Below are 21,825 nucleotides of genomic sequence, written 5' to 3'. Positions count from 1 at the left end.
CGGCGGTGGTGGTGAGGCCCGGGCCGGCGGGTGCGCCGTAGTTGCTCGGGCTGGTCGCGGGGGGTTCGGGCCGAAACGGGCCGGGCGCCGGCGGGAGGATTCCCGTCGGCGCCCGGTGTGGAGCTGGCTCAGGCGACCGTCAGTGCGAGCGTGAAGGCTGCGCCGTCGGCGGTGGTGAGGCGGAGCAGGAAGGTGCCCGAGGTGCCGTCGGTGAACACCTGCGGCAGGACGAGCTGTCCCTTGGCGTCCGTCTTCAGGCCGCCGAGCGTGCGTACGGGCTTGCCCTGGGCGTCCTTGAAGTAGGGACCCTTGTCGTTCGGGGCGGCCTCAGTGGCCGAGGTGATCATGGTCGCGGTGAACTTCACGTCCGCGGCCGGCTTTCCCCGGTGGGTGGCCCGCACCGTGATCGGCTCGACGAACGAGGCGTCCGGCTTCGCGGTGAGCGGCAGCGTGTCGGTCCGCGTCACCGCGTCGGCCGTCGGTGTGGGCGTGGGGCGGGCGACTACGGTCCCGGTGAAGTCGACCGCGCCCTTGGGCCCGTCCACCAGCGTGGCCCGCACGGTGAACGTGCCGACCTTCTTGCCGGCCATGATCTTGGGGGCCTGTGCCGTGCCGTCCAGCCGGGAGAAGACCGTGACCTGGTCCGTGAGGCCGTAGAAGCGGGCCTCGGTCTCGCCGTGTATCTCGTACCGCACGCGCACCCCGGCGAGCGGCTTGCTCTTGGCGTCGACCACGCGGGCCTCGGGCGACGCGTCGAAGGACGTGCCCTCGGTGGCCGTGAACTCCTCGGCGCCGACCCGCGTCAGGGACTTCTCGGGCTTGGGCGCGGGTGGCGTGGTCGGCGGGGGCGTCGTCGGAGGTGTGGTGGGCGGCGTCGTCGGGGGCGACGTCGGCGGCTTGGTCGGGGGCGTCGGCGGCGTGGTGGGCTTCGGCGTGGGCTTGTTCGGCTGGCCCGGCTTGTGCGGGGGCTCGGGCCGTTGCGGCTTGCCGGGACGCTCGGTGCCGCCGGGGCGCTGCGCCTGCTCCTTGCCGCCCTTGCCCCCGCTATGGCCCTTCTGCCCACCCGGCTTGCGGGCGGGGTCGCCGTTGTCGTCGGGGCGCTGGTCGCCGCGGGTGCCGGGGCCGTCGTCCTCGGGCAGCGCGCCGGTGCCGTCCGGTACCTCGTGCGTGCCGGACCGGTAGTACTCGAACCAGGACAGGACCGTCCGCAGGTACTCCTGGGAACGGTTGTAACCGAGGATCGCCTTGTCCAGGTCGGCCTTGACCGACAGGTCGCGGTCGTTGGCGCACAGGTAGTGGGCGGCCGCCAGGGCCGCGTCGTAGATGTTGTTGGGGTTGCGCACGCCGTCCCCGTTGCCGTCCTGACCCCAGGTGGCCCAGGTGGACGGGATGAACTGCATCGGCCCGACGGCCCGGTCGTGCGTGGTGTCGCCGTCGTACGCGCCACCGTCCGTGTCGGTGATCCGCGCGAAGCCGTTGCCGTTCAGGACCGGGCCGAGGATCGGGCTGTACGTGGTGCCCTCGCGGTCCACGGCGCCGCCGCGGGCCTGGCCCGATTCGACGCGGCCGATGGCGGCGAGCAACTGCCACGGGAGCTGGCACTGGGCGCGGCTCACCGCGACGGACGACTCCGCCTTCTGGTACGCGTCGAGCACGGTGGCCGGGATGCCGGAGTCGGCGCCGCCCATCCCGGCGGGCTCGTTGGCACCGCTCGGCCGGTCGCCCGGCCGGGTGGGGTGCTTCGGGCTGCGCAGCGGCGGGAGGTCGGTGTGGTAGGAGGAGTCACCGCTGATCGCGTCGTCCGCGCTCGAAGGCGCCTCGCCCGCGACGTCTCTGTCCCGGTCTCTGGTCTTCTCCGAGTGCTCGCCCGCGAACCCCGGGGCCTGAGAGGCGGTCAGCGCGGCCATCGCGACCGCTGCCACCGCAGTCGTCGCCGCCCCCTTGCGCAGCCGCCGACTGATGTGCGCTGCCATCGTCCATCCCTCCCGATCGACCGTGCCGCGCTCCCCCGCGCGACAACGCTGGTGACCCTACGGCAACTTGTGGTCCGCATCTACTGACACACAATGTTCCTTTTTGAACGGGTACACAGGGGGCTGTGGCCGTGGTGAGCGAGGTGTTCTCGCGGTGTTCCGTCGGTGACGAGGACGTCGCCCGCCGGCCGAACGTTCCCACCTCGGACGATGTTTACCGGTAATTCCGCTGGCCGAAAAGGGGTCGAGCGGGGCGGGGTCGGCGGCGAGCGGCCGCGGGGTGGCGGACCACCCGGCGCGCTGCCCTTCGCGCCGCCGACCGTTGCTCCTTCGTCCCCGGCCGCTGCTCGTTCGGCACACCGTGGTTGCACGGGCGGACGGGCGGGGGCCGCTCCCTGGCCGGCCCCCGCGGCGGGGCTCAGTGCGCCGCCGACTCCCAGTCGCTGCCCGCGCCGACCGAGACGTCGAGGGGGGCGCTGAGTTCCACGGCCCCGGACATCTCGCGCCGCACCAGCTCCTCCACGCGCTCCCGCTCCCCCGCCGCGATCTCCAGCACGATTTCGTCGTGCACCTGGAGCAGCATCCGGGAGGTGAGCCGCGCCTCGCGCAGGGCGCGGTCGACGCGCAGCATGGCGATCTTGACGATGTCGGCCGCGGTCCCCTGGATGGGGGCGTTGAGCGCCATGCGCTCCGCCATCTCGCGGCGCTGCCGGTTGTCGCTGTTGAGGTCCGGCAGGTAGCGGCGGCGGCCCAGCATGGTCTGGGTGTAGCCGGTGGCCCGCGCCTCCTCCACCACGCGCTGCAGGTAGTCGCGCACCCCGCCGAACCGCTCGAAGAAGGTGTCCATCAACTTGCGCGCCTCGTCGGGCGCGATGGTCAGCTGCTGGGACAGCCCGAAGGCGGACAGCCCGTACGCCAGCCCGTACGACATCGCCTTGATCTTGCGGCGCATCTCCGGGTCGACCTCGGTCTTGGCGACGCCGAAGACCTGGGAGGCGACCGTGGTGTGCAGGTCCTCGCCGGAGGTGAACGCCTGGATGAGGCCCTCGTCCTCGGAGAGGTGGGCCATCACGCGCAGCTCGATCTGGCTGTAGTCGGCCGTCATCAGCGACTCGTACCCCTCGCCGACGACGAAGCCGCGGCGGATGGCGCGGCCCTCATCCGTGCGCACCGGGATGTTCTGCAGGTTCGGGTCGGTGGAGGACAGCCGGCCGGTGGCCGCCACCGTCTGGTTGAAGGTGGTGTGGATGCGGCCGTCGGGGGCGATCGTCTTGATCAGGCCCTCGACGGTGGAGCGCAGTCGGGCCTGCTCCCGGTGGCGCAGCATGATGACGGGCAGCTCGTGCTCGGTCTGGCCGGCGAGCCAGGCCAGGGCGTCGGCGTCCGTCGTGTAGCCCGTCTTGGTCTTCTTCGTCTTCGGCAGGCCCAACTCGCCGAACAGCACCTCCTGGAGCTGCTTGGGCGAGCCGAGGTTGAACTCGTGGCCCACCGCGGCGTGCGCCTCCCGCACGGCCTGCTGTACGGCGGCGGCGAACTGCTGCTCCATCGACTCCAGCCAGCCGCGGTCGGCGGCGATCCCGGCCCGCTCGAGCCGGGCCAGCAGCTCGGAGGTGGGCAGCTCGATGTCGTGCAGCAACTCGGCCGCGCCGACCTCGGTCAGCCGCCCCTCGAACGCCTCGCTCAGGTCCACCACGGCCCGCGCCTGCGTCATCAGCGCGTCCTGCTCGGCCTGGTCGTCGGAGCCGAAGGCGAGCTGTCCGCTGTCGGCCGCCGCCGGGGCCAGCTCACGCCCCAGGTACTCGACCGACAGCGCGTCCAGGGCGAAGGACCGCCGGCCGGGCTTGACCAGGTACGCGGCGAGCGCGGTGTCCATCCGCACGCCGGCGATGGTCCAGCCGTGCTCGGCGAAGACCCGCATCGCGCCCTTGGCGTCGTGCATGACCTTGGGCCGCTCGGGGTCGGCGATCCAGGCGGCGAACGCCTGCTCGTCCGCCGGGTCCAGTTCGGCGGGGTCGAACCAGGCGGCGGGGCCGGCCGCGGTCGCCAGCGCGATCTCGCTCACGCTGCCGCTGCCGAGCGCCCAGGCGTCCACGGTCGCCACGCCGAGCGGCACCCCGTCGTGCTCGGCGAGCCAGGGCGCCAGCTCGCCGGCGCCCAGCGCCACGCCGTCCACGGCCACGCCCGCCGCCGGTGCCACGGTCTCCTCGACCGCGCCCGGGTCGGCGGCCAGCAACCGCTCGCGGAAGTTCTGGTGCCGGAACTCCAGCGCGTCCAGCACCACCGTCAGCGCCTGCCGGTCGTACGGCGCCCGCAGCAGGTCGGCGGGGCCGCAGGACAGCTCCACGTCGCGGACCATCTCGGTCAGCCGGCGGTTGAGCTTGACGGACTCCAGGTGGTCCCGGAAGTTCTGCCCGGCCTTGCCCTTGACCTCGTCGGCCCGCTCGACCAGCGCGTCGAAGGAGCCGAACTGGTTGATCCACTTGGCCGCGGTCTTCTCGCCGACGCCGGGGATGCCGGGGAGGTTGTCCGACGGGTCGCCGCGCAGCGCCGCGAAGTCCGGGTACTGCCGCGGCGACAGCCCGTACTTCTCCTGCACCTTCTCGGGGGTGAAGCGCGTCAGCTCGGAGACGCCCTTGGTGGGGTAGAGCACCGTGACCTGGTCGCTGACCAACTGGAAGGAGTCCCGGTCGCCGGTGACGATCGAGACCTGGAAGCCGTCGGCCTCGGCCCTGGTGGCCAGGGTGGCGATCACGTCGTCGGCCTCGAAGCCCTCGACGGCGAAGCGGCGCACGCTCATCGCGTCCAGCATCTCGCCGATCAGCTCCACCTGCCCCTTGAACTCGTCGGGGGTCTTGGAGCGCGTGGCCTTGTACTCCGGGAACTCCTCGGAGCGCCAGGTCTTGCGGGAGACGTCGAAGGCGACCGCCAGGTGCGTGGGCTGCTCGTCACGCAGGGTGTTCGCCAGCATCGAGGCGAAGCCGTAGATGGCGTTGGTCGTCTGGCCCGTGCTCGTACTGAAGTTCTCCGCGGGCAGGGCGAAGAACGCCCGGTAGGCCAGGGAGTGCCCGTCCAGCAGGAGCAGGCGGGGGTGCTCGGCCGGCTCGCCGGAGGACTGTGTCGCTGTCGTCTTCGATGCTTTCTCTGCCACGTCCCCGATCCTGCCACGCCCCACTGACAATCCCGAGCCACCGGGCTGCGGCCGGCCCGTGCCCCGGGCCGCGGGTCAAGGTCACGGGCGGCGCGCGGATCCGCTGTCAGTGCCTCGTGACAGGATTCGTTCCGTACCGGTCCAGCACCGGACGCCCGGCCCCGGCTCGCCGACGGCCGGGTGGCGACCAGCCACCGTACGCGGCGGACCGCGCGCCACGGGTCCGCCCGCGGCGACCGACGGCGCACGTCGGTCGCGACCGACCGCGCAAAGGGGAGCGTCATGGCAGCCAAGCCGCCCGCAGGTGACCCGGTACAGGACGCGCCCGAGGTGAGCCCGCCGCGGCGGTCCGCCGCCGGGCTGCCCGGCGTCGCGCACTCGCTGCTGGCCGCCCAGCGACAGATGGGCGTGCGCCGCACGGCGCTCACCCTCCTCAAGGTCAACCAGAAGGACGGCTTCGACTGCCCCGGCTGCGCCTGGCCCGAGCCGGACAAGCGGCACACGGCGGAGTTCTGCGAGAACGGCGCCAAGGCCGTCGCGGAGGAGGCCACCCTGCGCCGGGTCACGCCCGAGTTCTTCGCCGCCCACCCGGTGGCCGACCTCGCCACGCGCAGTGGGTACTGGCTCGGTCAGCAGGGCCGCCTCACCCGGCCGATGCTGCTGGACGAGGGAGCCGAGCGGTACGAGCCCATCACCTGGGAGCGGGCGTTCTCCCTCGTCGCCGAGGAGTTGCGGGCCCTCGACTCCCCCGACGAGGCGGTCTTCTACACCTCGGGCCGTACCAGCAACGAGGCCGCCTTCCTCTACCAGCTCTTCGCCCGCGAGTTCGGCACCAACAACCTGCCGGACTGCTCCAACATGTGCCACGAGTCGTCCGGTTCCGCGCTGACCGAGACGCTCGGCGTCGGCAAGGGCAGCGTGCTGCTCGACGACCTGTACCAGGCCGACCTGATCATCGTCGCCGGGCAGAACCCCGGCACCAACCACCCGCGGATGCTCAGCGCGCTGGAGAAGGCCAAGGCGGGCGGGGCGCGCGTTATCACCGTCAACCCGCTGCCCGAGGCGGGCCTGGAGCGGTTCAAGAACCCGCAGACCGCGCGCGGCCTGGCGCTCGGCGGCACTCCGCTGACCGACCTGTTCCTCCAGGTCAGGCTGGGCGGCGACCAGGCCCTGTTCCGGGCCCTGAACCGGATGATCCTGGAGGCCGACGGCGCCGTGGACGAGGAGTTCGTCCGCGCGCACACGCACGGCTTCGAGGAGTTCGCCGCCACCGCCCGCGCGGCCGACTGGGACGAGACGCTGCGTGCCACCGGGCTGGCCCGCGCCGACATAGAGCGGGCCTTCGAGATGGTCCTCGCCTCCCGGCGCACCATCGTGTGTTGGGCGATGGGGCTCACCCAGCACAAGCACTCGGTGCCCACCATCAGGGAGGTCGTCAACTTCCTGCTGCTGCGCGGCAACGTGGGCCGGCCGGGCGCCGGGGTGTGCCCGGTGCGCGGCCACAGCAACGTGCAGGGCGACCGGACGATGGGCATCTTCGAACGGCCCGCGCCCGCGTTCCTGGACGCGCTGGAGGCGGAGTTCGACTTCGCGCCGCCGCGCGAGCACGGCCTGGACGTCGTACGGGCCATCAGGGCGCTGCGGGACGGACAGGCCAAGGTCTTCTTCGCGATGGGCGGCAACTTCGTCTCCGCGACGCCGGACACCGAGGTCACCGAGGCCGCGATGCGGCGGGCCCGGCTGACCGTGCACGTCTCCACCAAGCTCAACCGCTCGCACGTGGTGACCGGGGCGCGGGCGCTGATCCTGCCCACCCTCGGGCGCACCGAGCGCGACACCCAGGCCAGCGGCGACCAGTTCGTCACGGTCGAGGACTCGATGGGCATGGTGCACGCCTCCCGGGGCCGCCTTGAGCCCGCGAGCGCGCAGTTGCTCTCCGAGCCGGCCATCGTCTGCCGGCTGGCCCGGCGCGTGTTGGGCGAGCGCAGCCGCACGCCCTGGGAGGAGTTCGAACGGGACTACGGGCTGGTGCGGGACCGCATCGCGCGCGTGATCCCCGGCTTCGAGGACTTCAACGCGCGGGTGAGCGCGCCCGGCGGGTTCGCGTTGCCGCACGGCCCCAGGGACGAGCGCCGCTTCCCCACGGCCACCGGGAAGGCCAACTTCACCGCGGCCCCGGTGGAGTTCCCCGAGGTGCCCGAGGGACGGCTGCTGCTCCAGACGCTGCGCTCGCACGACCAGTACAACACCACCATCTACGGCCTGGACGACCGTTACCGGGGCATCAGGAACGGCCGCCGGGTGGTCCTCGTCCACCCCGAGGACGCGCGCGAGCGGGGGCTGGCCGACGGCGCGTACGCGGACCTGGTCAGCGAGTGGCGGGACGGCAGCGAGCGGCGCGCGCCCGGCTTCCGCGTGGTGCACTACCCGACGGCCCGGGGCTGCGCCGCCGCGTACTACCCGGAGACCAACGTCCTGGTGCCGCTGGACGCGACGGCGGACACCAGCAACACGCCGGCGAGCAAGTCCGTGGTCATCCGCCTGGAACAGACGGCCCCCGTATAAGCGTTCGCTCAGGGAGCTGATAGGTAAGACGGAGCACAGGCCGAACAAGCGCCGCGGATCGGAGCCGGACAGCATGGGTGAGCAGACCACCACCACGTTCCCGCAGGAGATCATCGACCAGTACGAGGGGCTGGGGCTTGATCTGCCCGCCCTCTTCTCGGCCGGCCACCTGGGCGAGCGCATGGGGTTGCGGATTATCGAGGCGGCGCCCGAGCGCGTCGTGGGCACTCTCCCGGTGGAGGGCAACACCCAGCCGTACGGGCTGCTGCACGGCGGCGCGTCCGCGGTGCTCGCCGAGACCCTGGGGTCGGTCGGCTCCATGCTGCACGGCGGCCCGCACAAGATCGCCGTGGGCGTCGACCTCAACTGCACCCACCACCGCGCCGCCCGCTCCGGGCTGGTCACCGGGGTGGCCACGCCGGTGCACCGGGGCCGCTCGACCGCCACGTACGAGATCGTCATCAGCGACGAGGAGGGCCGGCGCGTGTGCACCGCGCGGCTGACCTGTCTGCTGCGCGAGGTCGAGGTGCCCGCCGCCGCGAGCGCGTCCGCGGCGGGCTGAGCGCCGGGGCCGGCGGCGGGCGGGGGTGCCAGAAAGGCGCCGGGCCCGCCGCCGGCCGGCTCAGGGCTCCTTGGAGCTCTTGGCGGCCTTCTTCTCCTCCGCGTCCTCGATAACCGCCTCGGCCACCTGCTGCATGGACATGCGGCGGTCCATCGACGTCTTCTGGATCCAGCGGAACGCGGCGGGCTCGGTCAGCCCGTACTGGGTCTGGAGGACGCTCTTGGCGCGGTCCACCAGCTTGCGCGTCTCCAGGCGCTGCGAGAGGTCGGCGACCTCCTTCTCCAGCGCCTTCAGCTCGGTGAAGCGGGAGACGGCCATCTCGATGGCGGGGACCACGTCGCTCTTGCTGAACGGCTTCACGAGATAGGCCATCGCCCCCGCGTCGCGGGCCCGCTCGACCAACTCGCGCTGGGAGAAGGCCGTCAGCATGAGCACCGGGGCGATGCTGTCCGCGGCGATCTGCTCGGCGGCGGAGATGCCGTCCAGGATCGGCATTTTCACGTCGAGGATGACGAGGTCGGGACGGTGTTCCCGGGCCAGCTCGACGGCGCGCTGGCCGTCTCCGGCCTCGCCGACGACCGAGTACCCCTCTTCTTCGAGCATTTCCTTCAGGTCGAGGCGGATCAGGGCCTCGTCCTCGGCGATGACGACACGTGTGGTCAACGGCGGGACGTGCGACTGCTGCTCATCGACGGGCTCAGGCTCGACGTCGCTCACGGGACTCCTCGAATCAGGCAGGTGGTGCCCCACGAGCCTACCTAGCTCCTGTATGTTTGACGCACAGCGTCTTTCCGCTAACCTCTGTTTCTGAGGCCAGCCCTGGTAGTCCAATGGCAGAGACGATACTCTCAAACAGTATTCAGTGTGGGTTCGAATCCCACCCAGGGCACTTATCTTCGCTTCAAAGGTTCGTTCAGCGCAGGCGCGATTCATTCGCCGTGGTGAACGTCGCGGCCTCTTCCCGGTCGAATGCGAGCACGCCGACCGGCATTCGCCCCTGGTGAACGGCAGAGCGTACGCACGGTAAATGCGAGGATATCCGGCGCTCGCCACCTCGTCTTACCACTTCCCTTTCGCCTCGCCCCTCCCCCGGCGCCCGCGTGACCGGGTCACCCGGTCGCGCCGCGAAGGACACATCTCACACCTGGCGCGTGAATACGGATTCCGCCACGAAAGGGGACGCGGCACGCACGGCCGCGAAATGGCCCACAACGCGCAGGCGCCCAGCGAGCCGAATTCCCCGGCCCGCTGAGCGGATCACTTGCCCCGTTGTCGATGTTTCCGGCGATTACCGCCGAACCGTCTACTGGCCCGGATCGTCGCCGATGCGGTGGACGCGGACCAGGTTGGTGGAGCCGGGGACGCCGGGCGGCGAGCCGGCCGTGATGACGACGACGTCGCCCCGCTGACAGCGGCCGATACGCAGCAGTTCCTCGTCCACCTGGGCCACCATGGCGTCCGTCGACTCGACGTGCGGGCCGAGGAAGGTCTCCACGCCCCAGGTCAGGTTGAGCTGGGCGTAGGTGTCCGGGTCGGGCGTGAAGGCGAGGACCGGGATCGGCGAGCGGTAGCGGGACAGGCGGCGCACCGTGTCGCCGGACTGGGTGAAGGCCACCAGGAACTTCGCGCCGAGGAAGTCGCCCATCTCGGCCGCCGCCCGGGCGACGGCGCCGGCCTGGGTGCGCGGCTTGTTCCGCTCGGTCAGCGGCGGCAGCCCCTTGGCCAGCACGTCCTCCTCGGCCGCGACGACGATGCGGCCCATGGTCTTGACCGTCTCGATCGGGTACTTGCCGACGCTGGTCTCGCCGGAGAGCATCACCGCGTCCGTGCCGTCCATGACGGCGTTGGCCACGTCGGACGCCTCGGCGCGGGTCGGCCGGGAGGCGTCGATCATCGAGTCGAGCATCTGGGTCGCCACGATCACCGGCTTGGCGTTGCGCTTGGCCAGCTTGATGGCGCGCTTCTGCACCATCGGCACGGCCTCCAGCGGCATCTCGACGCCCAGGTCGCCCCGGGCCACCATGATCCCGTCGAAGGCGTCCACGATGGCTTCCAGGTTCTCCACCGCCTGCGGCTTCTCGACCTTGGCGATCAGCGGCAGCCGGCGGCCCTCCTCGGCCATGATCCGGTGGACGTCGCGGGCGTCGTCGGCGTTGCGGACGAAGGACAGCGCGATGACGTCCGCGCCGGTGCGCAGCGCCCAGCGCAGGTCCTCGACGTCCTTACCGGACAGGGCGGGGACCGAGACCGCGACGCCGGGCAGGTTGAGCCCCTTGTGGTCGGAGACCATGCCGCCCTCGATGACCGTGGTGTGCACGCGCGGTCCGTCGACCGAGGTCACCTCCAGGGTGACGCGACCGTCGTCGACGAGGATGCGCTCACCGCGCGTGACGTCGGCGGCCAGGCCCTCGTAGGTCGTCCCGCAGCGGTGGCGGTCGCCCTCGATCTCCTCGACGGTGATGGTGAACTCGTCGCCGCGTTCAAGGAGTACCGGTCCTTCGCGGAATCGACCGAGGCGAATCTTCGGACCTTGAAGGTCGGCGAGGACACCGACGCTGCGGCCGGTCTCCTTGGAGGCTTGGCGCACCCTCTGGTACCGCTCCTCGTGCTCCACGTACGAACCGTGGCTGAGGTTGAAGCGGGCGACGTCCATGCCGGCCTCGACAAGCCTCTTGATCTGCTCATACGAGTCGGTGGCTGGGCCCAGGGTGCAGACGATTTTTGCTCGGCGCATGGGTCGAGCCTATGACCTACCAGCGGGTAGAGAACCGTGAACTCCCTACAGCCCAACGACCTTTGCATGAAAGGCTCTTGACAACTAATGAAACGTGCGCGGGTCCGCTCCTATGAGCGATTTTCGGCGGCCGTCCCCGCCCTTCTCACAGTGCGGGACGCGTCATCGTGAACCGGGCGTTGACGTGCGCGTACACGGTCTGCCGCCGTGGTTCGAGGTCGAGGGCGGGTGGCTGCTCCGCCGCGCCGCCGTAGCCGGGGGCCGCCGCGCGCATGCTGGCGGCGGGCGGGGGCAACGGGGCGTTCTCGGCACCGATGTCGGCGAGTTCGACGATGGCGGCCAGTTCCGCGCCGAGCGCCTGCGCGTACTCGCGGGCCCGCTTGACCGCCTCGCGCACGGCCTCCTGGCGCGCCTCGCGGTGCGCCGGCGAGTCGGGGCGCAGCGCCCACCAGGGGCCGTCGACGCTGGTCAGCTCCAGGTCGGCGAGGCGGGTGCTCAGCTCCCCCAGCGCGCCGAAGTCGGCGAGCGTGGCGGTCAGGTAGACCCGGCCGTGGTAGGCGCGGACCCGTTCGTGGCGGCCCTTGTCGGCCAGTTGCGGGGTGATGCTGAACGCGCCGGTCTCCAGCTTCTCGACGGCGTCGCCGTAGGACCGGACGAGGTCGAGGACCTGGTTGTTGCGGCGGGTGAGGTGGTCGAGCGCGCCGCGCCGGTCGGTGCCGCGGGCGCTGACGGTGATGCCGACGCGGGCGATCTCCGGGTCGACCTCAAGCCTGGCCTCGCCGCGCACCGCGACGCGCGGGGTCTCGGGCGTTCCGTAGGACAGCGGTGTGGTGGTTGTCATGGGGCTCACTCTCGCAGTCGGCCCGCGCATCAGGTAGTCATGTGATCGAAACCCGCCCGGGGCACACCGGCTGGCGCGGGTGGAGAACCCTCGCGCGTGACGCGGTGTGCGGACGCGCCTCGCATCGCTGCCAGAAGACGGAGAACAACGACATGCCGCTGGACCGTAGGAAGTTCCTGGGCCGCTCCGCCGCGACGGGCGCCGCCGTGGCGCTGGCCGGCACGGCGACCGTGGCCGCCTCGCCCGCCGCCGGGCGCCGGCCGGGCAGGCGGTACGAGTTCAGTGTCCTCGGCACCACCGACCTGCACGGCAACGTCTTCAACTGGGACTACTTCACCGACGCGGAGTTCGACGACAAGGACCACAACGACATCGGGCTCGCCAAGATCTCCACGCTGGTGAGACAGGTCCGCGCGGAGCGCGGAGCGCGCGACACGCTGCTGATCGACGCCGGCGACACCATCCAGGGCACCCAGCTGTCGTACTACTACGCCAAGGTCGATCCGATCACCGGCCCCGGCGGCCCGGTGCACCCGATGGCCAAGGCGATGAACGCGATCGGGTACGACGCGGCGGCGCTGGGCAACCACGAGTTCAACTACGGCATACCGGTGCTGCGGAAGTTCGCCGAGCAGTGCGACTTCCCGCTGCTGGGGGCGAACGCGCTGGACGCGCGGACGGCCCGGCCGGCGTTCGCGCCGTACTGGATGACGCGGCTGCGGACGCCGTTCGGGCCTCCGGTGCGGGTGGCGGTCCTGGGGCTGACCAACCCCGGCATCGCGCTGTGGGACAAGGCACACGTCCAGGGCAAGCTGACCTTCCCGGGGCTGGTCGAGCAGGCGGCGAAGTACGTGCCACGGCTGCGGTCGATGGGCGCTGACGTGGTGGTCGTCTCGGCGCACTCGGGCACCAGCGGCACCTCCTCCTACGGTGACCTGCTGCCGCACGTGGAGAACGCGGCGGCGCAGGTGGCGCAGCGGGTACCGGGCATCGACGCGATCCTGGTGGGACACGCGCACGCCGAGATCCCGGAGTACCGGGTGGTGAACGAGGAGACGGGCCGCGAGGTGGTCCTCTCGGAGCCGCTGAAGTGGGGGCAGCGGCTGACGGTGTTCGACTTCGGGCTGGTCTGGGAGCGCGGCCGGTGGCACGTGGAGTCGGTGACCTCGAAGGTGCTGAACTCCAACACCGTCGCCGAGGACCCGGAGATCGTGCGGTTGCTCACCGGGGAGCACGAGAAGGTCGTGTCGTACGTCAACCAGGTGATCGGCACCTCGGCGCGGCGGATGGCGGCCGACGAGGCGCCGTACAAGGACACGCCGATCATCGACCTCATCAACCACGTGCAGGCGCAGACGGTGCGGGCGGCGCTCGCGGGCACCGAGCACGCGAAGGTGCCGGTGCTCTCGCAGGCCTCGTGCTTCTCGCGCACGGCCGTGGTGCCGGTCGGCGAGGTCACCATCCGCGAGGTGGCCGGCCTGTACCCGTTCGAGAACACCCTGGAGGCGCGGCTGCTGACCGGCGCGCAACTGCGCGAGTACCTGGAGCACTCGGCGCGGTACTACGTGCGGACCCCGGCCGGTGGCGGCGTCGACCCGGCGAAGCTGACCAACGCGAACGGCACGCCGGACTACAACTACGACGCGGTCAGCGGTGTGACGTACGAGATCGACATCGCCAGGGAGCCGGGGCAGCGGATCGCGAAGCTGTGCTTCGAGGGGCGGCCGGTGGCCGACGACGCGCGGTTCGTGTTGGCCGTGAACAACTACCGGGCCAGCGGCGGCGGTAACTTCCCGCACGTCGCGACGGCGAAGCAGGTGTGGTCGACGTCCGAGGAGATCCGGAACACGATCATCGCCTGGGTGCGGGCGAAGGGGACGATCGATCCCGAGGAGTTCGCGACCCAGGACTGGAAGCTGACCCGCGACGGGGCGCCCGTCTTCTACTCGCCGCTGGAGCACCGGCCGTACGCGCAGTGCCCCTGCTGCGGCTGAGTCGCCCGTCGGGCGCTCGGCCGGGCTTGGCCTGACGCCTTAGCGCCGTGGCGTCGGGCCGGGCCGGCGGGGTGGCCGGCGGCCGGGCCGGGTGGGGCACATGCCGGGGTGACGTGCCGTCAGTCAGGAAGTGTTAAAGGGCGTCAACAACCGTTAAAGGGTGTCAATAAACGTGCCGCCCTCCGGCCCGGGTCAGCACAATGAAAGGATGAATGAGGAGTTTGCTGCCGCGTTCGAAGCCGTTCGCCGAGATCTAGCTGCCTCATGTGCCGTGCGACCTCGTTTCGCCGAGGATGCGTGGGCTCAGGAGCTCGCGGGCGTGGGCGGGGTCGCGGGGGTCATGCTGTACGAGCCGGACGGCACCGGGATGGGCATCTCCACGATGCTCGGCCAGCCACGGGCGCAGCAGGTCGCGGAGCTGGCCGACCAGGTGCAGGAGTGGGCGGTGGAGGCGCTGTGCGCGGCGACGATGCCCGCGGTGTGGCCCGAGTGTCCCGCGCACCCCAACGCGCACCCGCTGGCGCCGGTCGTCCTGCACGGTCAGGCGGTGTGGTCATGTCCGCGCGACGGTGTGACGGTCGCGCTGATCGGGGAGCTTGCCGCCACGCTGGCCGCCGCCGCAGACCGCCGGGTCGAGGCCGAAGGTGGTGAACGCCGTCCGGCGCGGAAGCGCGAACGCCAGCCGACCCGTGACTGAGTTGAGGATGACGGCACCGCGCCAGGCGGCGAGCCCGAGGTCCGGCGCGCCGACGCCGTGGGTGTGCCGCTCGGCGTTCTGCACGTAGATCGAGCCCTTGATGGCGGGGTCGAGGACCAGCCGCTGCTGCTCGTCCACCAGTGGCCGGCCGGCGGTGTCCCGGCACAGTTGGGGTTGCAGGTCGGCGAGGAGCGTGTCGATCGAGCGCTCGCGGTAGCCGGTGGCCAGCACGACCGCGTTGGTCGTGAGCCTGCTGCGGGTGTGCTGGTGCTCGTGTTCGACGTGCAGCTCGATGGTGGAGGTGCCGACGCGGCCAGCGGTGCGTACCCGCACGCCGGGGGTCAGGACGGCGTCGGGCCAACCGCCGTCGAGCGTGCGGTCGTACAGCTCGTCGTGGATGGCGGAGATGGTGGCCTGGTCGATGCCCTTGTAGAGCTGCCACTGGCCGGGCAGCAGCGCGTCGCGGGTGGACTCGCTGAGCGCGTGGAAGTAGCGCGTGTAGTCGGGCGTGAACTGCTCCAGGCCGAGCTTGCTGTACTCCATGGGCGCGAACGCCGGCGTACGGGTGAGCCAGTGCAGGCCCTCGCGCCCGGGCGGGCGGCGGCGCAGCAGGTCGAGGAAGACCTCGGCGCCCGACTGGCCGGAGCCGACGACCGTGACGTGGTCGGCGGCCAGCAACTCGGCCCGGTGGTCGAGGTAGTGCGCCGCGTGCAGCACGGGCACGCCGTGCGCGTCGGCGAGCGGGCGCAACGGCTCGGGCACGTGCGGCGCGGTGCCGACGCCGAGCGCCAGGTGGCGCGCGTAGGCGCGGCCGAGCGCGACCACCTCGTCGTCGGCGTCCAACTGGGCGTAGTCCACCTCGAACAGCTCGCGGTCCGGGTTCCAGCGCACCGTGTCGATGTGGTGGCGGAAGTACAGGCCGGGCAGGTGCTCGCTGACCCAGCGGCAGTAGGCGTCGTACTCGGCGCGTCTGATGTGGAAGCGTTCGGCGAAGTAGAAGGGGAAGAGCCGGTCCTGGTCGTGCAGGTAGTTCAGGAAGGTCCAGGGGCTGGCGGGGTCGGCGAGGGTGACGAGGTCGGCGAGGAAGGGCACCTGGAGCGTGGTGCCCTCGATGAGCAGGCCCGGGTGCCAGCGGAAGGCGGGCCGCTCCTCGTAGAAGGCGGTGCGCAGACCGGGGACGCCGTAGGCCAGGGCGGCCAGGGAGAGGTTGAACGGGCCGATGCCGACGCCGGCGAGGTCGTAGGGCTGTTCCGGGGTGGTGGCGGGCGCCTGCGGCTGGGCTTCGTGTCGCGGCGTCGGGGCGGTGGTGCTCATCCGGTGCGGTGGCCTTCCACGAGTTTCACCAGCGCTTCGAGGTCGCTGGGCTGGATGTGCGGGTTCAGGAGGGTGGCCTTGAGCCACAGGCCGTCGGGGCGGGCCGCGCGGCCCAGTACGGCCCGGCCCTCGGCGAGGAGCCGGCGGCGCGCCCGGGCCACGGCGGGCGGGTCCGCGCCGGTGGGGCGGAAGAGGACGGTGCTGATGGTGGGCCGGGCGTGCAGTTCGAGGCCGGGGGTGGCCTCGATCAGGTCGGCCAGGTGCTGGGCCGCGGCGCAGGTGCGGTCGATCAGCTCGGCCAGTCCCCTGCGCCCCAGGGCCCGCAGCGTGACGGCGACCTTGAGGATGTCGGGGCGGCGGGTGGTGCGCGTGGAGCGGCCGAGCAGGTCGGGGAGGCCGGCGGCGGTGTCGTCGGCGGCGCTCAGGTAGTCGGCGCGGTGGCCGAGCGGCGCGAGGTCGGCGGCGTCGGGCACGGCCAGCAGCCCCGCCGCGACCGGCTGCCAGCCCAGCTTGTGCAGGTCCAGGGTGACGGTGTGGGCACGCTCGATGCCGCGCACCCTGGCCGCGTGGACGTCGCTGAACAGCAGCGGGCCGCCGTACGCGGCGTCGACGTGCAGCCGGGCGCCGTACGCGGCGGCCACGTCGGCCAGCTCGGGCAGCGGGTCGATGGCGCCGCTGTCGGTGGTGCCCGCGGTGGCCACGATCAACTGCGGCGCTCCGTCCGGCAGTTGGCCGAGCGCGGCGGCCACGGCGGCCGGATCGAGCACGCCGCGCGGGGTGGCGACCACGACCGGGTCCGGCAGCCCGAGCAGCCAGGCCGCGCGCACCACGCTGTGGTGCGCGTTCTCGCCGCAGACCACGCGCAGCGCCGGCGGCCCGTGCGCCGGCCGGTGCGGGTGCGGCGGGGTGGGGTGTGGCGCGTCCGGGTGGCGGCGGGGGTGTGGCAGGGCGTACGGACCCGGCCACGGGCCGGCCGGTGGACGCTCCGGGGCGGGCCCGGCCGGCGCGCGGTTGGCGTGCGCGTGGTCGCCGGGCGCCCCGGGGGCGTACGCCGGGGCGTGGGCCGTCGAGCGGTCGGCCGGCCTGGTGGTGGGGGGCGCCGGGGTGCGGGCGGGGCGGCCGGCCACCGCCTCACGGGCCAGCAGGAGGGCGAGTTGGTTGGCCTCGGTGCCGCCCGTGGTGACCAGGGCGTCGGCGGCCGGGGCGGCCGGGTAGACCAGGGCGGCGAGGGACCGGCTGGTGCGGGCTTCGAGCTCGGAGGCGGCCGGGGCTTGGTCCCAGGAGTCGAGCGAGGGGTTAAGTGCGCTCGCGGCGAGGTCTGCGGCGACGGCGACGGCCAGCGGCGGGCAGTGCAGATGGGCGACGCAGTGCGGGTCGGCGGGGTCCGCGGCGCCGACGGTGACGGCGTGCACCAGGGTGCGCAGGGCCTCGTCCGCGCCGGTGCCCTCGGTGGGGATGGCGCACCCCACGGCGTCGCGCACGGCCCGCGCCACGGCCTCGGGCCCGCCCCCGGGCAGCGGTCCGGCGCGGTCGCGGGCGCCGGTGGCGAGCGTGTCCAGGACGGCGTCGAGCAGCGGGCGCAGCGCGCGCGGACCCGCGGCGCCGCCCGCGAGGGGCGGCAGGGGCGGTTCGGCGTCGGCAACGGGCACAGGCACGGATGTGCCCTCCAATAGGCAGTCGCAGGTTTGGGGTTGGCCTAAGTTACTGGCGCCGCCATCGGCCGCGACGGCCCTTGCCCGGACACCACTCGTTAGGGGTAGCCACGTGCTCGTACGAGGGATGCGCGGGCCGCGGGTCACGGGCGGTTCCGACGAAGATCACGCCCCCTCGGGCGGCCACACGGCGTACGGCCTCGCGGAGCGGGTGGCTGGCCGAGGGGCGGGCCCAGCGTGGTCGGCCCGGTGTGCGGCGGCTCCGCGTCCCCGGCCCGGGGTCGGGCGGGGGACGCGGGGCCGGGGTGAGAGGGCCGGGGCGCGGTCGGCGGGGGTGGGCCCGGGACGGGGCCGGGTCAGGCCGCCGGGCGGGTGAAGGCCGCCGCGTGGTCGGCCGCCCACCGGGCGAAGGTCAGCGCCGGGCGGCCGGTGACCTCGGCGACGGCCGTGGACACCTCGGGCTCCTCGGCCGCCGCGGCGGCCAGCGCGTCCAGGACCGTGTCGAGCAGCCCCGGCGGCACGTGCGGGAACAGCTCCGGCCTGACCTGCTCGCGCGGGATCTCCTCGTAGCGCAGGTCGCGGCCGAGCGCCGCGCCGATGATGCCGACCTGCTCCGCGTTGCTGAACGCCTCGGGTCCGGTGAGCCGGTAGATGGCCGTGTGGTGCCCGTCGTCCACGAGGGCGCGGACGGCGACCGCGGCGATGTCCGCCTCGTGGATCGGCGCGCTGCGCGCCCCGGCGAACGGGGCGCGCACGACGTCGCCGGCGCGGATCTGGGGAGCCCACTGGAAGGAGTTGACGGCGAATCCGTTGGGCCGCAGCAGCGTCCACTGGGCGCCGCTGGCCATGACCGCGCGCTCCGGCACGACGTGGTGCGCGACGAGCGGGTTGGTCTCGTCCGGGTCGTCGTCGACGGCGCCGCTGGAGAGCATCACCACCCGTCGGACGCCGGCCGGGATCGCGGCGGCGAGCACGGCCGGGGTGTGCTCGCCGACCGCGCTGAGATTGATGAAGAGGCCGGTGGCGCCGGCGAAGAGCGCGGCCAGGGCGGCGGGGTCGGCGAAGTCGGCCCGTACCGCCTCGGCGCCCGCGGGCAGCGCGGCGCGGTCGGGGTCACGGGTCAGGCCGCGTACGGGCTGGCCCTCGGCGACGAGTTGGGAGACGAGCGAGCGCCCCACGTTGCCGGTGGCTCCGGTCACGACGATCACGGCTGTGCCGCCTTTCTGTCGCCCCACACCCCGCCCGACCCGCGCGGGCGCCCGGGTCACGGCCCGGCGGAGCGGGCCGACCGGCGCCGCGCCGCCCGACGGCGTGTCGGCCGGTGGTGAACCGGCCGCTCGGAGCGGGGCGTTGGGGGCCCGGCGGGGAGCGCCGGGGTCTGGTCTGCTGGTTGGCACGCGCCACGCTAGTTAACCGGATGCCCCCTCCGGATCGTCAACCAGGCGGAGTCCGGCTGCGACCAGAGACCTAGGACCGGGCCGACGACGGGCCCCGGGCAGCGCGCCCGTCCGCTGTCCGCACGCCCGGCGTGCGCCACGGCGCGACCTGGCGGACGGCCCCGCTGTACGGCCCCCGCCCGGCACCCGCTTCCCGACTCCGCCCGGCGCCCCGACGCCCCGGCGCCCCGGCGCGCTCGCGCGCGTGTCCCGGGCGCCGGGCGCGGGCGGGTGGCTCGCCCCGGCTCAGCCCGTGGTCGCCGGGGTGGCCGTGGCCTGCGCGGCGCGGACCCGCAGGGCCCGTCGCAGGTCGTCGAGTTCGTCGGCGAAGCGACGGCGCAGCGCGGGGATCGGGTTGGCCTCGCGCAGGCAGTCCTCGCCGAGCCGCAGCGTCTGTTCGTCCACCGCGTGGAACGGGAAGCCGAAGCGGCCGACGGCCTGGGCGATGGCGGGGCCGCGCCGGGCGGCGAGGTCGGCGACCGCGGGGAAGTAGCGCGCCAGGTAGGCGCGGAGCAACTCGTGCTGCTCGGGCTGCCAGAAGCCCTCGGCGGTCGCGGTGGCCAGGTACGTCGACAGGTCGTCCTTCTCGAAGAGTTCGGCCCAGGCCGCGTCCTTGGCCGCCACGTCGGGCAGCGCGGCGCGGCAACGGGCCGCGCCCTCCTGGCCGGTGGCGCTGGAGTCGCGGGCGAGTTCCTCCTCGATGTCGGCGAGCGTGACGGCGCCGAGCACGGAGCGCCGCAGCAGCAGCCGCCAGCGCAGCTCCGGGTCGAGTTCGGGGCCGCCGGGCACGGCGCCCGCCGCGAGCCAGTCGCCGAGTTCGGCCGAGTCTGCCGTGCTGTCGGCGAGGGTCTGCACGGCCGCCAGGCGCAGCCCGGGCGCCGAGCCGTCAGCGGTGCGGGCGAGCAGCTCGCGGCAGGTGTCCACCAGGGTGGCCAGGGCCGCTGGGCGTTGCTCGGCGGGCAGGTAGCGGTCGGCGATCTGACCGCGGGCGAAGGCCAGGACGCCCTGGACGATGACGACGTCGCTCTCCCTGGGGAGGTGGGCGCGCAGCACGTCGAGGTAGTCGGTGGGCGCCAGCTTCCCGTCGCGCACCAGGTCGCGGGCGGCGTTCCAGACCACGGCGCGGGAAAGCGCGTCGGGCAGCCCGGACAGGGCGGCGGCGATCGTCTGCCAGGACCGCTCGTCGAAGCCGATCTTGACGTAGCCGTAGTCGCCGTCGTTGACCAGGACGAGGTCGGGGCGGCGGCCGTCGGCCGTGTGCGTCTCGTCCTCCGGGACGTTCCAGCGCAGCGGCGTACGGGGGACGAGGCGGCCGGTGTCGGCGTCGAGGTCGTAGCAGCCGATGGTGAGCTGGTGCGGGCGGCTGCCCTCGTGCAGCAGGCGCAGTTCCCAGCCGTCGGGGCCCTCGCTGACCTGGGGCGTGAGGGTGTCCACGCCGGTGGTGCGCAGCCAGGCGTCGGCCCACTCGGGCACCGGGCGGCCGGAGGCGCGGGCGAGGGCGTCGATGAAGTCGGCGAGGGTCGCGTTGCCGAACCGGTGCAGCGTGAAGTGGTCGTTGATGCCCGCGAAGAAGTCCTGCTCGCCGAGCCAGGCGACGAGCTGGCGCAGGGCCGAGGCGCCCTTGGCGTACGAGATGCCGTCGAAGTTCAGCCGGGCGGCGGCCGTGTCGGGCACACCGTCGGGCTCGGGGGCCACGGGGTGCGTCGAGGGGCGCTGGTCGGCGTCGTAGCCCCAGCTCTTGCGGCGGACGCCGAAGTCGGCCCAGGTGTCGGTGTAACCGGTGGCCTCGGTGAGGATCTGGAAGCCCATGTACTCCGCGAACGACTCGTTCAGCCAGATGTCGTCCCACCAGCGCATGGTGACCAGGTCGCCGAACCACATGTGGGCCATCTCGTGCGCGATGACCATGGCGCGGCTCTGCCGCTCGCCCTCGGTGACGGCCGAGCGGAAGACGAACTGGTCGCGGAAGGTGACCAGGCCCGGGTTCTCCATGGCGCCGGAGTTGAACTCGGGCACGAACGCCTGGTCGTAGGAGTCGAACGGGTACGGCTCGTCGAAGATCTCGTGATAGCGGTCGAAGCAGCGCCGGGTGATGTCGAAGAGCTCGTCGGCGTCGGCGTCGAGATAGGCGCCGAGCGAGCGGCGTACGTGCAGTCCGAACGGCAGCCCCGCGTGCCGGGTGCGCACCGAGTGCCAGGGGCCGGCGGCGACGGCCATCAGGTAGGTGCTGATGGGCTGGGTGGGGGCGATCTGCCAGCGGCCGTCCGCGGTGTCGCCGACGCGGGTGGCGACACCGTTGCCGAGCACGGTCCACTCGGGCGGCGCGGTGACCGTGACCTCGAAGACCGCCTTCAGGTCGGGCTGGTCGAAGCAGGCGAACACCTTGGGCGCGTCGGACATGCAGCACATGGTGTAGAGGTACGTTTCGCCATCGGCCGGGTCGGTGAAGCGGTGCATGCCCTCACCGGTGCGCGAGTAGTGCATGTCGGCCTCGACCAGCACCTCGTGCTCGCCCTCGCCGAGCCCGGTCAGCGGGTAGCGGCCGTCGGCGTACAGCGTGGGGTCGAGGTCGTTGCCGTCGAGCGCGATCCGGTGCAGCGCCGCGGCCTCCAGTTCGATGAAGGTGTCGGTCCCCGCCTCCAGCACGCACAGGCGTACGGAGGTGGTCGAGCCGAACACCTCGGCGCCTCGGGTCAGGTCGAGGTCGATGGTGTAGCGGCGGAGGCCGATGTGGGCGGCACGGTTCTGCGCTTCGTCGCGCGTGAGTACGGACATGGGGACATGCTGCCGTACGGTTCGCGTTCCGTGCAGGTTGCGGTGGGTGCCGGGCAGGCGCCGGGCCCGACGGGGGCCCCGGCTGGGGCCCCGGGTCGCGTACGGCCCGGGCGGGGCCGGGGCGCCTCGGGGCG

The 21,825-nt window shown here is 72.9% G+C and carries 12 protein-coding genes and 1 tRNA gene; 4 read left to right on the top strand and 9 right to left on the bottom strand.

The window, feature by feature from the left end:
• Nucleotides 1–128: 128 nt before the first annotated feature.
• Together OYE22_RS26805 and polA are read right to left on the bottom strand one after the other, a co-directional pair.
• The gene (locus OYE22_RS26805) at nt 129–1,973 is read right to left on the bottom strand and encodes a lytic transglycosylase domain-containing protein (RefSeq protein ID WP_277322788.1); all 1,845 of its coding nucleotides are present in this window, start codon (nt 1,971–1,973) and stop codon (nt 129–131) included.
• A 418-nt stretch (nt 1,974–2,391) separates the two neighbouring features.
• Nucleotides 2,392–5,121 (bottom strand): DNA polymerase I, encoded by a 2,730-nt coding sequence (polA, locus tag OYE22_RS26800; protein WP_277322787.1) that lies wholly within the window; start codon nt 5,119–5,121, stop codon nt 2,392–2,394.
• A 282-nt stretch (nt 5,122–5,403) separates the two neighbouring features.
• On the opposite strand from polA, the gene OYE22_RS26795 reads away from it, so the two are divergent.
• Together OYE22_RS26795 and OYE22_RS26790 are read left to right on the top strand one after the other, a co-directional pair.
• The gene (locus tag OYE22_RS26795) at nt 5,404–7,686 is read left to right on the top strand and encodes an FdhF/YdeP family oxidoreductase (protein WP_277322786.1); all 2,283 of its coding nucleotides are present in this window, start codon (nt 5,404–5,406) and stop codon (nt 7,684–7,686) included.
• 73 nt (nt 7,687–7,759) lie between these two features.
• Complete coding sequence (locus OYE22_RS26790) at nt 7,760–8,248, top strand: hotdog fold thioesterase (RefSeq protein ID WP_277322785.1); 489 nt, start codon at nt 7,760–7,762, stop codon at nt 8,246–8,248.
• 60 nt (nt 8,249–8,308) lie between these two features.
• Here the strand turns inward: OYE22_RS26790 and OYE22_RS26785 are convergent, their stop codons facing one another.
• On the bottom strand, nt 8,309–8,965 hold the full coding sequence (locus tag OYE22_RS26785) for a response regulator (RefSeq protein WP_176161072.1): 657 nt from the start codon (nt 8,963–8,965) through the stop codon (nt 8,309–8,311).
• Nucleotides 8,966–9,064: 99 nt separating this feature from the next.
• Here OYE22_RS26785 and OYE22_RS26780 point away from each other — a divergent pair.
• Nucleotides 9,065–9,137, top strand: a tRNA-Leu gene (locus tag OYE22_RS26780).
• Nucleotides 9,138–9,551: 414 nt separating this feature from the next.
• Here OYE22_RS26780 and pyk read toward each other — a convergent pair.
• Together pyk and OYE22_RS26770 are read right to left on the bottom strand one after the other, a co-directional pair.
• Nucleotides 9,552–10,982: a pyruvate kinase gene (gene pyk / locus OYE22_RS26775; protein ID WP_277322784.1), complete on the bottom strand. Its 1,431-nt coding sequence runs from the start codon at nt 10,980–10,982 to the stop codon at nt 9,552–9,554.
• Nucleotides 10,983–11,127: 145 nt separating this feature from the next.
• Nucleotides 11,128–11,823 (bottom strand): SIMPL domain-containing protein, encoded by a 696-nt coding sequence (locus OYE22_RS26770; RefSeq protein ID WP_277322783.1) that lies wholly within the window; start codon nt 11,821–11,823, stop codon nt 11,128–11,130.
• A 152-nt stretch (nt 11,824–11,975) separates the two neighbouring features.
• Here OYE22_RS26770 and OYE22_RS26765 point away from each other — a divergent pair, with 152 nt between their 5' ends.
• Nucleotides 11,976–13,817 carry a 5'-nucleotidase C-terminal domain-containing protein gene (locus tag OYE22_RS26765; RefSeq protein ID WP_277322782.1) on the top strand — a complete coding sequence of 614 codons (1,842 nt, stop codon included), beginning with the start codon at nt 11,976–11,978 and terminating at the stop codon, nt 13,815–13,817.
• Nucleotides 13,818–14,370: 553 nt separating this feature from the next.
• Here OYE22_RS26765 and OYE22_RS26760 read toward each other — a convergent pair.
• The 4 genes from OYE22_RS26760 to pepN form a co-directional block, all read right to left on the bottom strand.
• Nucleotides 14,371–15,828 carry a SidA/IucD/PvdA family monooxygenase gene (locus tag OYE22_RS26760; RefSeq protein WP_277322781.1) on the bottom strand — a complete coding sequence of 486 codons (1,458 nt, stop codon included), beginning with the start codon at nt 15,826–15,828 and terminating at the stop codon, nt 14,371–14,373.
• Nucleotides 15,825–17,483 carry a pyridoxal-dependent decarboxylase gene (locus OYE22_RS26755; RefSeq protein ID WP_277322780.1) on the bottom strand — a complete coding sequence of 553 codons (1,659 nt, stop codon included), beginning with the start codon at nt 17,481–17,483 and terminating at the stop codon, nt 15,825–15,827. The genes OYE22_RS26760 and OYE22_RS26755 overlap by 4 nt, the downstream gene beginning before the upstream one ends.
• A 353-nt stretch (nt 17,484–17,836) precedes the next feature.
• Nucleotides 17,837–18,688: an NAD(P)H-binding protein gene (locus tag OYE22_RS26750; protein WP_277322779.1), complete on the bottom strand. Its 852-nt coding sequence runs from the start codon at nt 18,686–18,688 to the stop codon at nt 17,837–17,839.
• Nucleotides 18,689–19,162: 474 nt separating this feature from the next.
• A complete protein-coding gene (gene pepN, locus OYE22_RS26745) occupies nt 19,163–21,691 on the bottom strand; it encodes an aminopeptidase N (RefSeq protein ID WP_277322778.1) in 2,529 nt (842 codons plus the stop codon).
• Between the last annotated feature and the right edge of the window lie 134 nt (nt 21,692–21,825).

This window comes from Streptomyces sp. 71268, assembly GCF_029392895.1.
Classification (GTDB): Bacteria; Actinomycetota; Actinomycetes; order Streptomycetales; family Streptomycetaceae; genus Streptomyces.
Note: the sequence above shows the minus strand (reverse complement) of the source record. Positions and strands in the feature narration are given on the sequence as shown.

What these genes read in the sequence shown, in the direction of transcription:
- pepN (WP_277322778.1), bottom strand. Translation starts at nt 21,691, where the DNA reads ATGTCCGTACTCACGCGCGACGAAGCGCAGAACCGTGCCGCCCACATC.
- OYE22_RS26790 (WP_277322785.1), top strand. Translation starts at nt 7,760, where the DNA reads ATGGGTGAGCAGACCACCACCACGTTCCCGCAGGAGATCATCGACCAG.
- OYE22_RS26805 (WP_277322788.1), bottom strand. Translation starts at nt 1,973, where the DNA reads ATGGCAGCGCACATCAGTCGGCGGCTGCGCAAGGGGGCGGCGACGACT.
- OYE22_RS26795 (WP_277322786.1), top strand. Translation starts at nt 5,404, where the DNA reads ATGGCAGCCAAGCCGCCCGCAGGTGACCCGGTACAGGACGCGCCCGAG.
- OYE22_RS26765 (WP_277322782.1), top strand. Translation starts at nt 11,976, where the DNA reads ATGCCGCTGGACCGTAGGAAGTTCCTGGGCCGCTCCGCCGCGACGGGC.
- OYE22_RS26770 (WP_277322783.1), bottom strand. Translation starts at nt 11,823, where the DNA reads ATGACAACCACCACACCGCTGTCCTACGGAACGCCCGAGACCCCGCGC.
- pyk (WP_277322784.1), bottom strand. Translation starts at nt 10,982, where the DNA reads ATGCGCCGAGCAAAAATCGTCTGCACCCTGGGCCCAGCCACCGACTCG.
- OYE22_RS26760 (WP_277322781.1), bottom strand. Translation starts at nt 15,828, where the DNA reads ATGAGCACCACCGCCCCGACGCCGCGACACGAAGCCCAGCCGCAGGCG.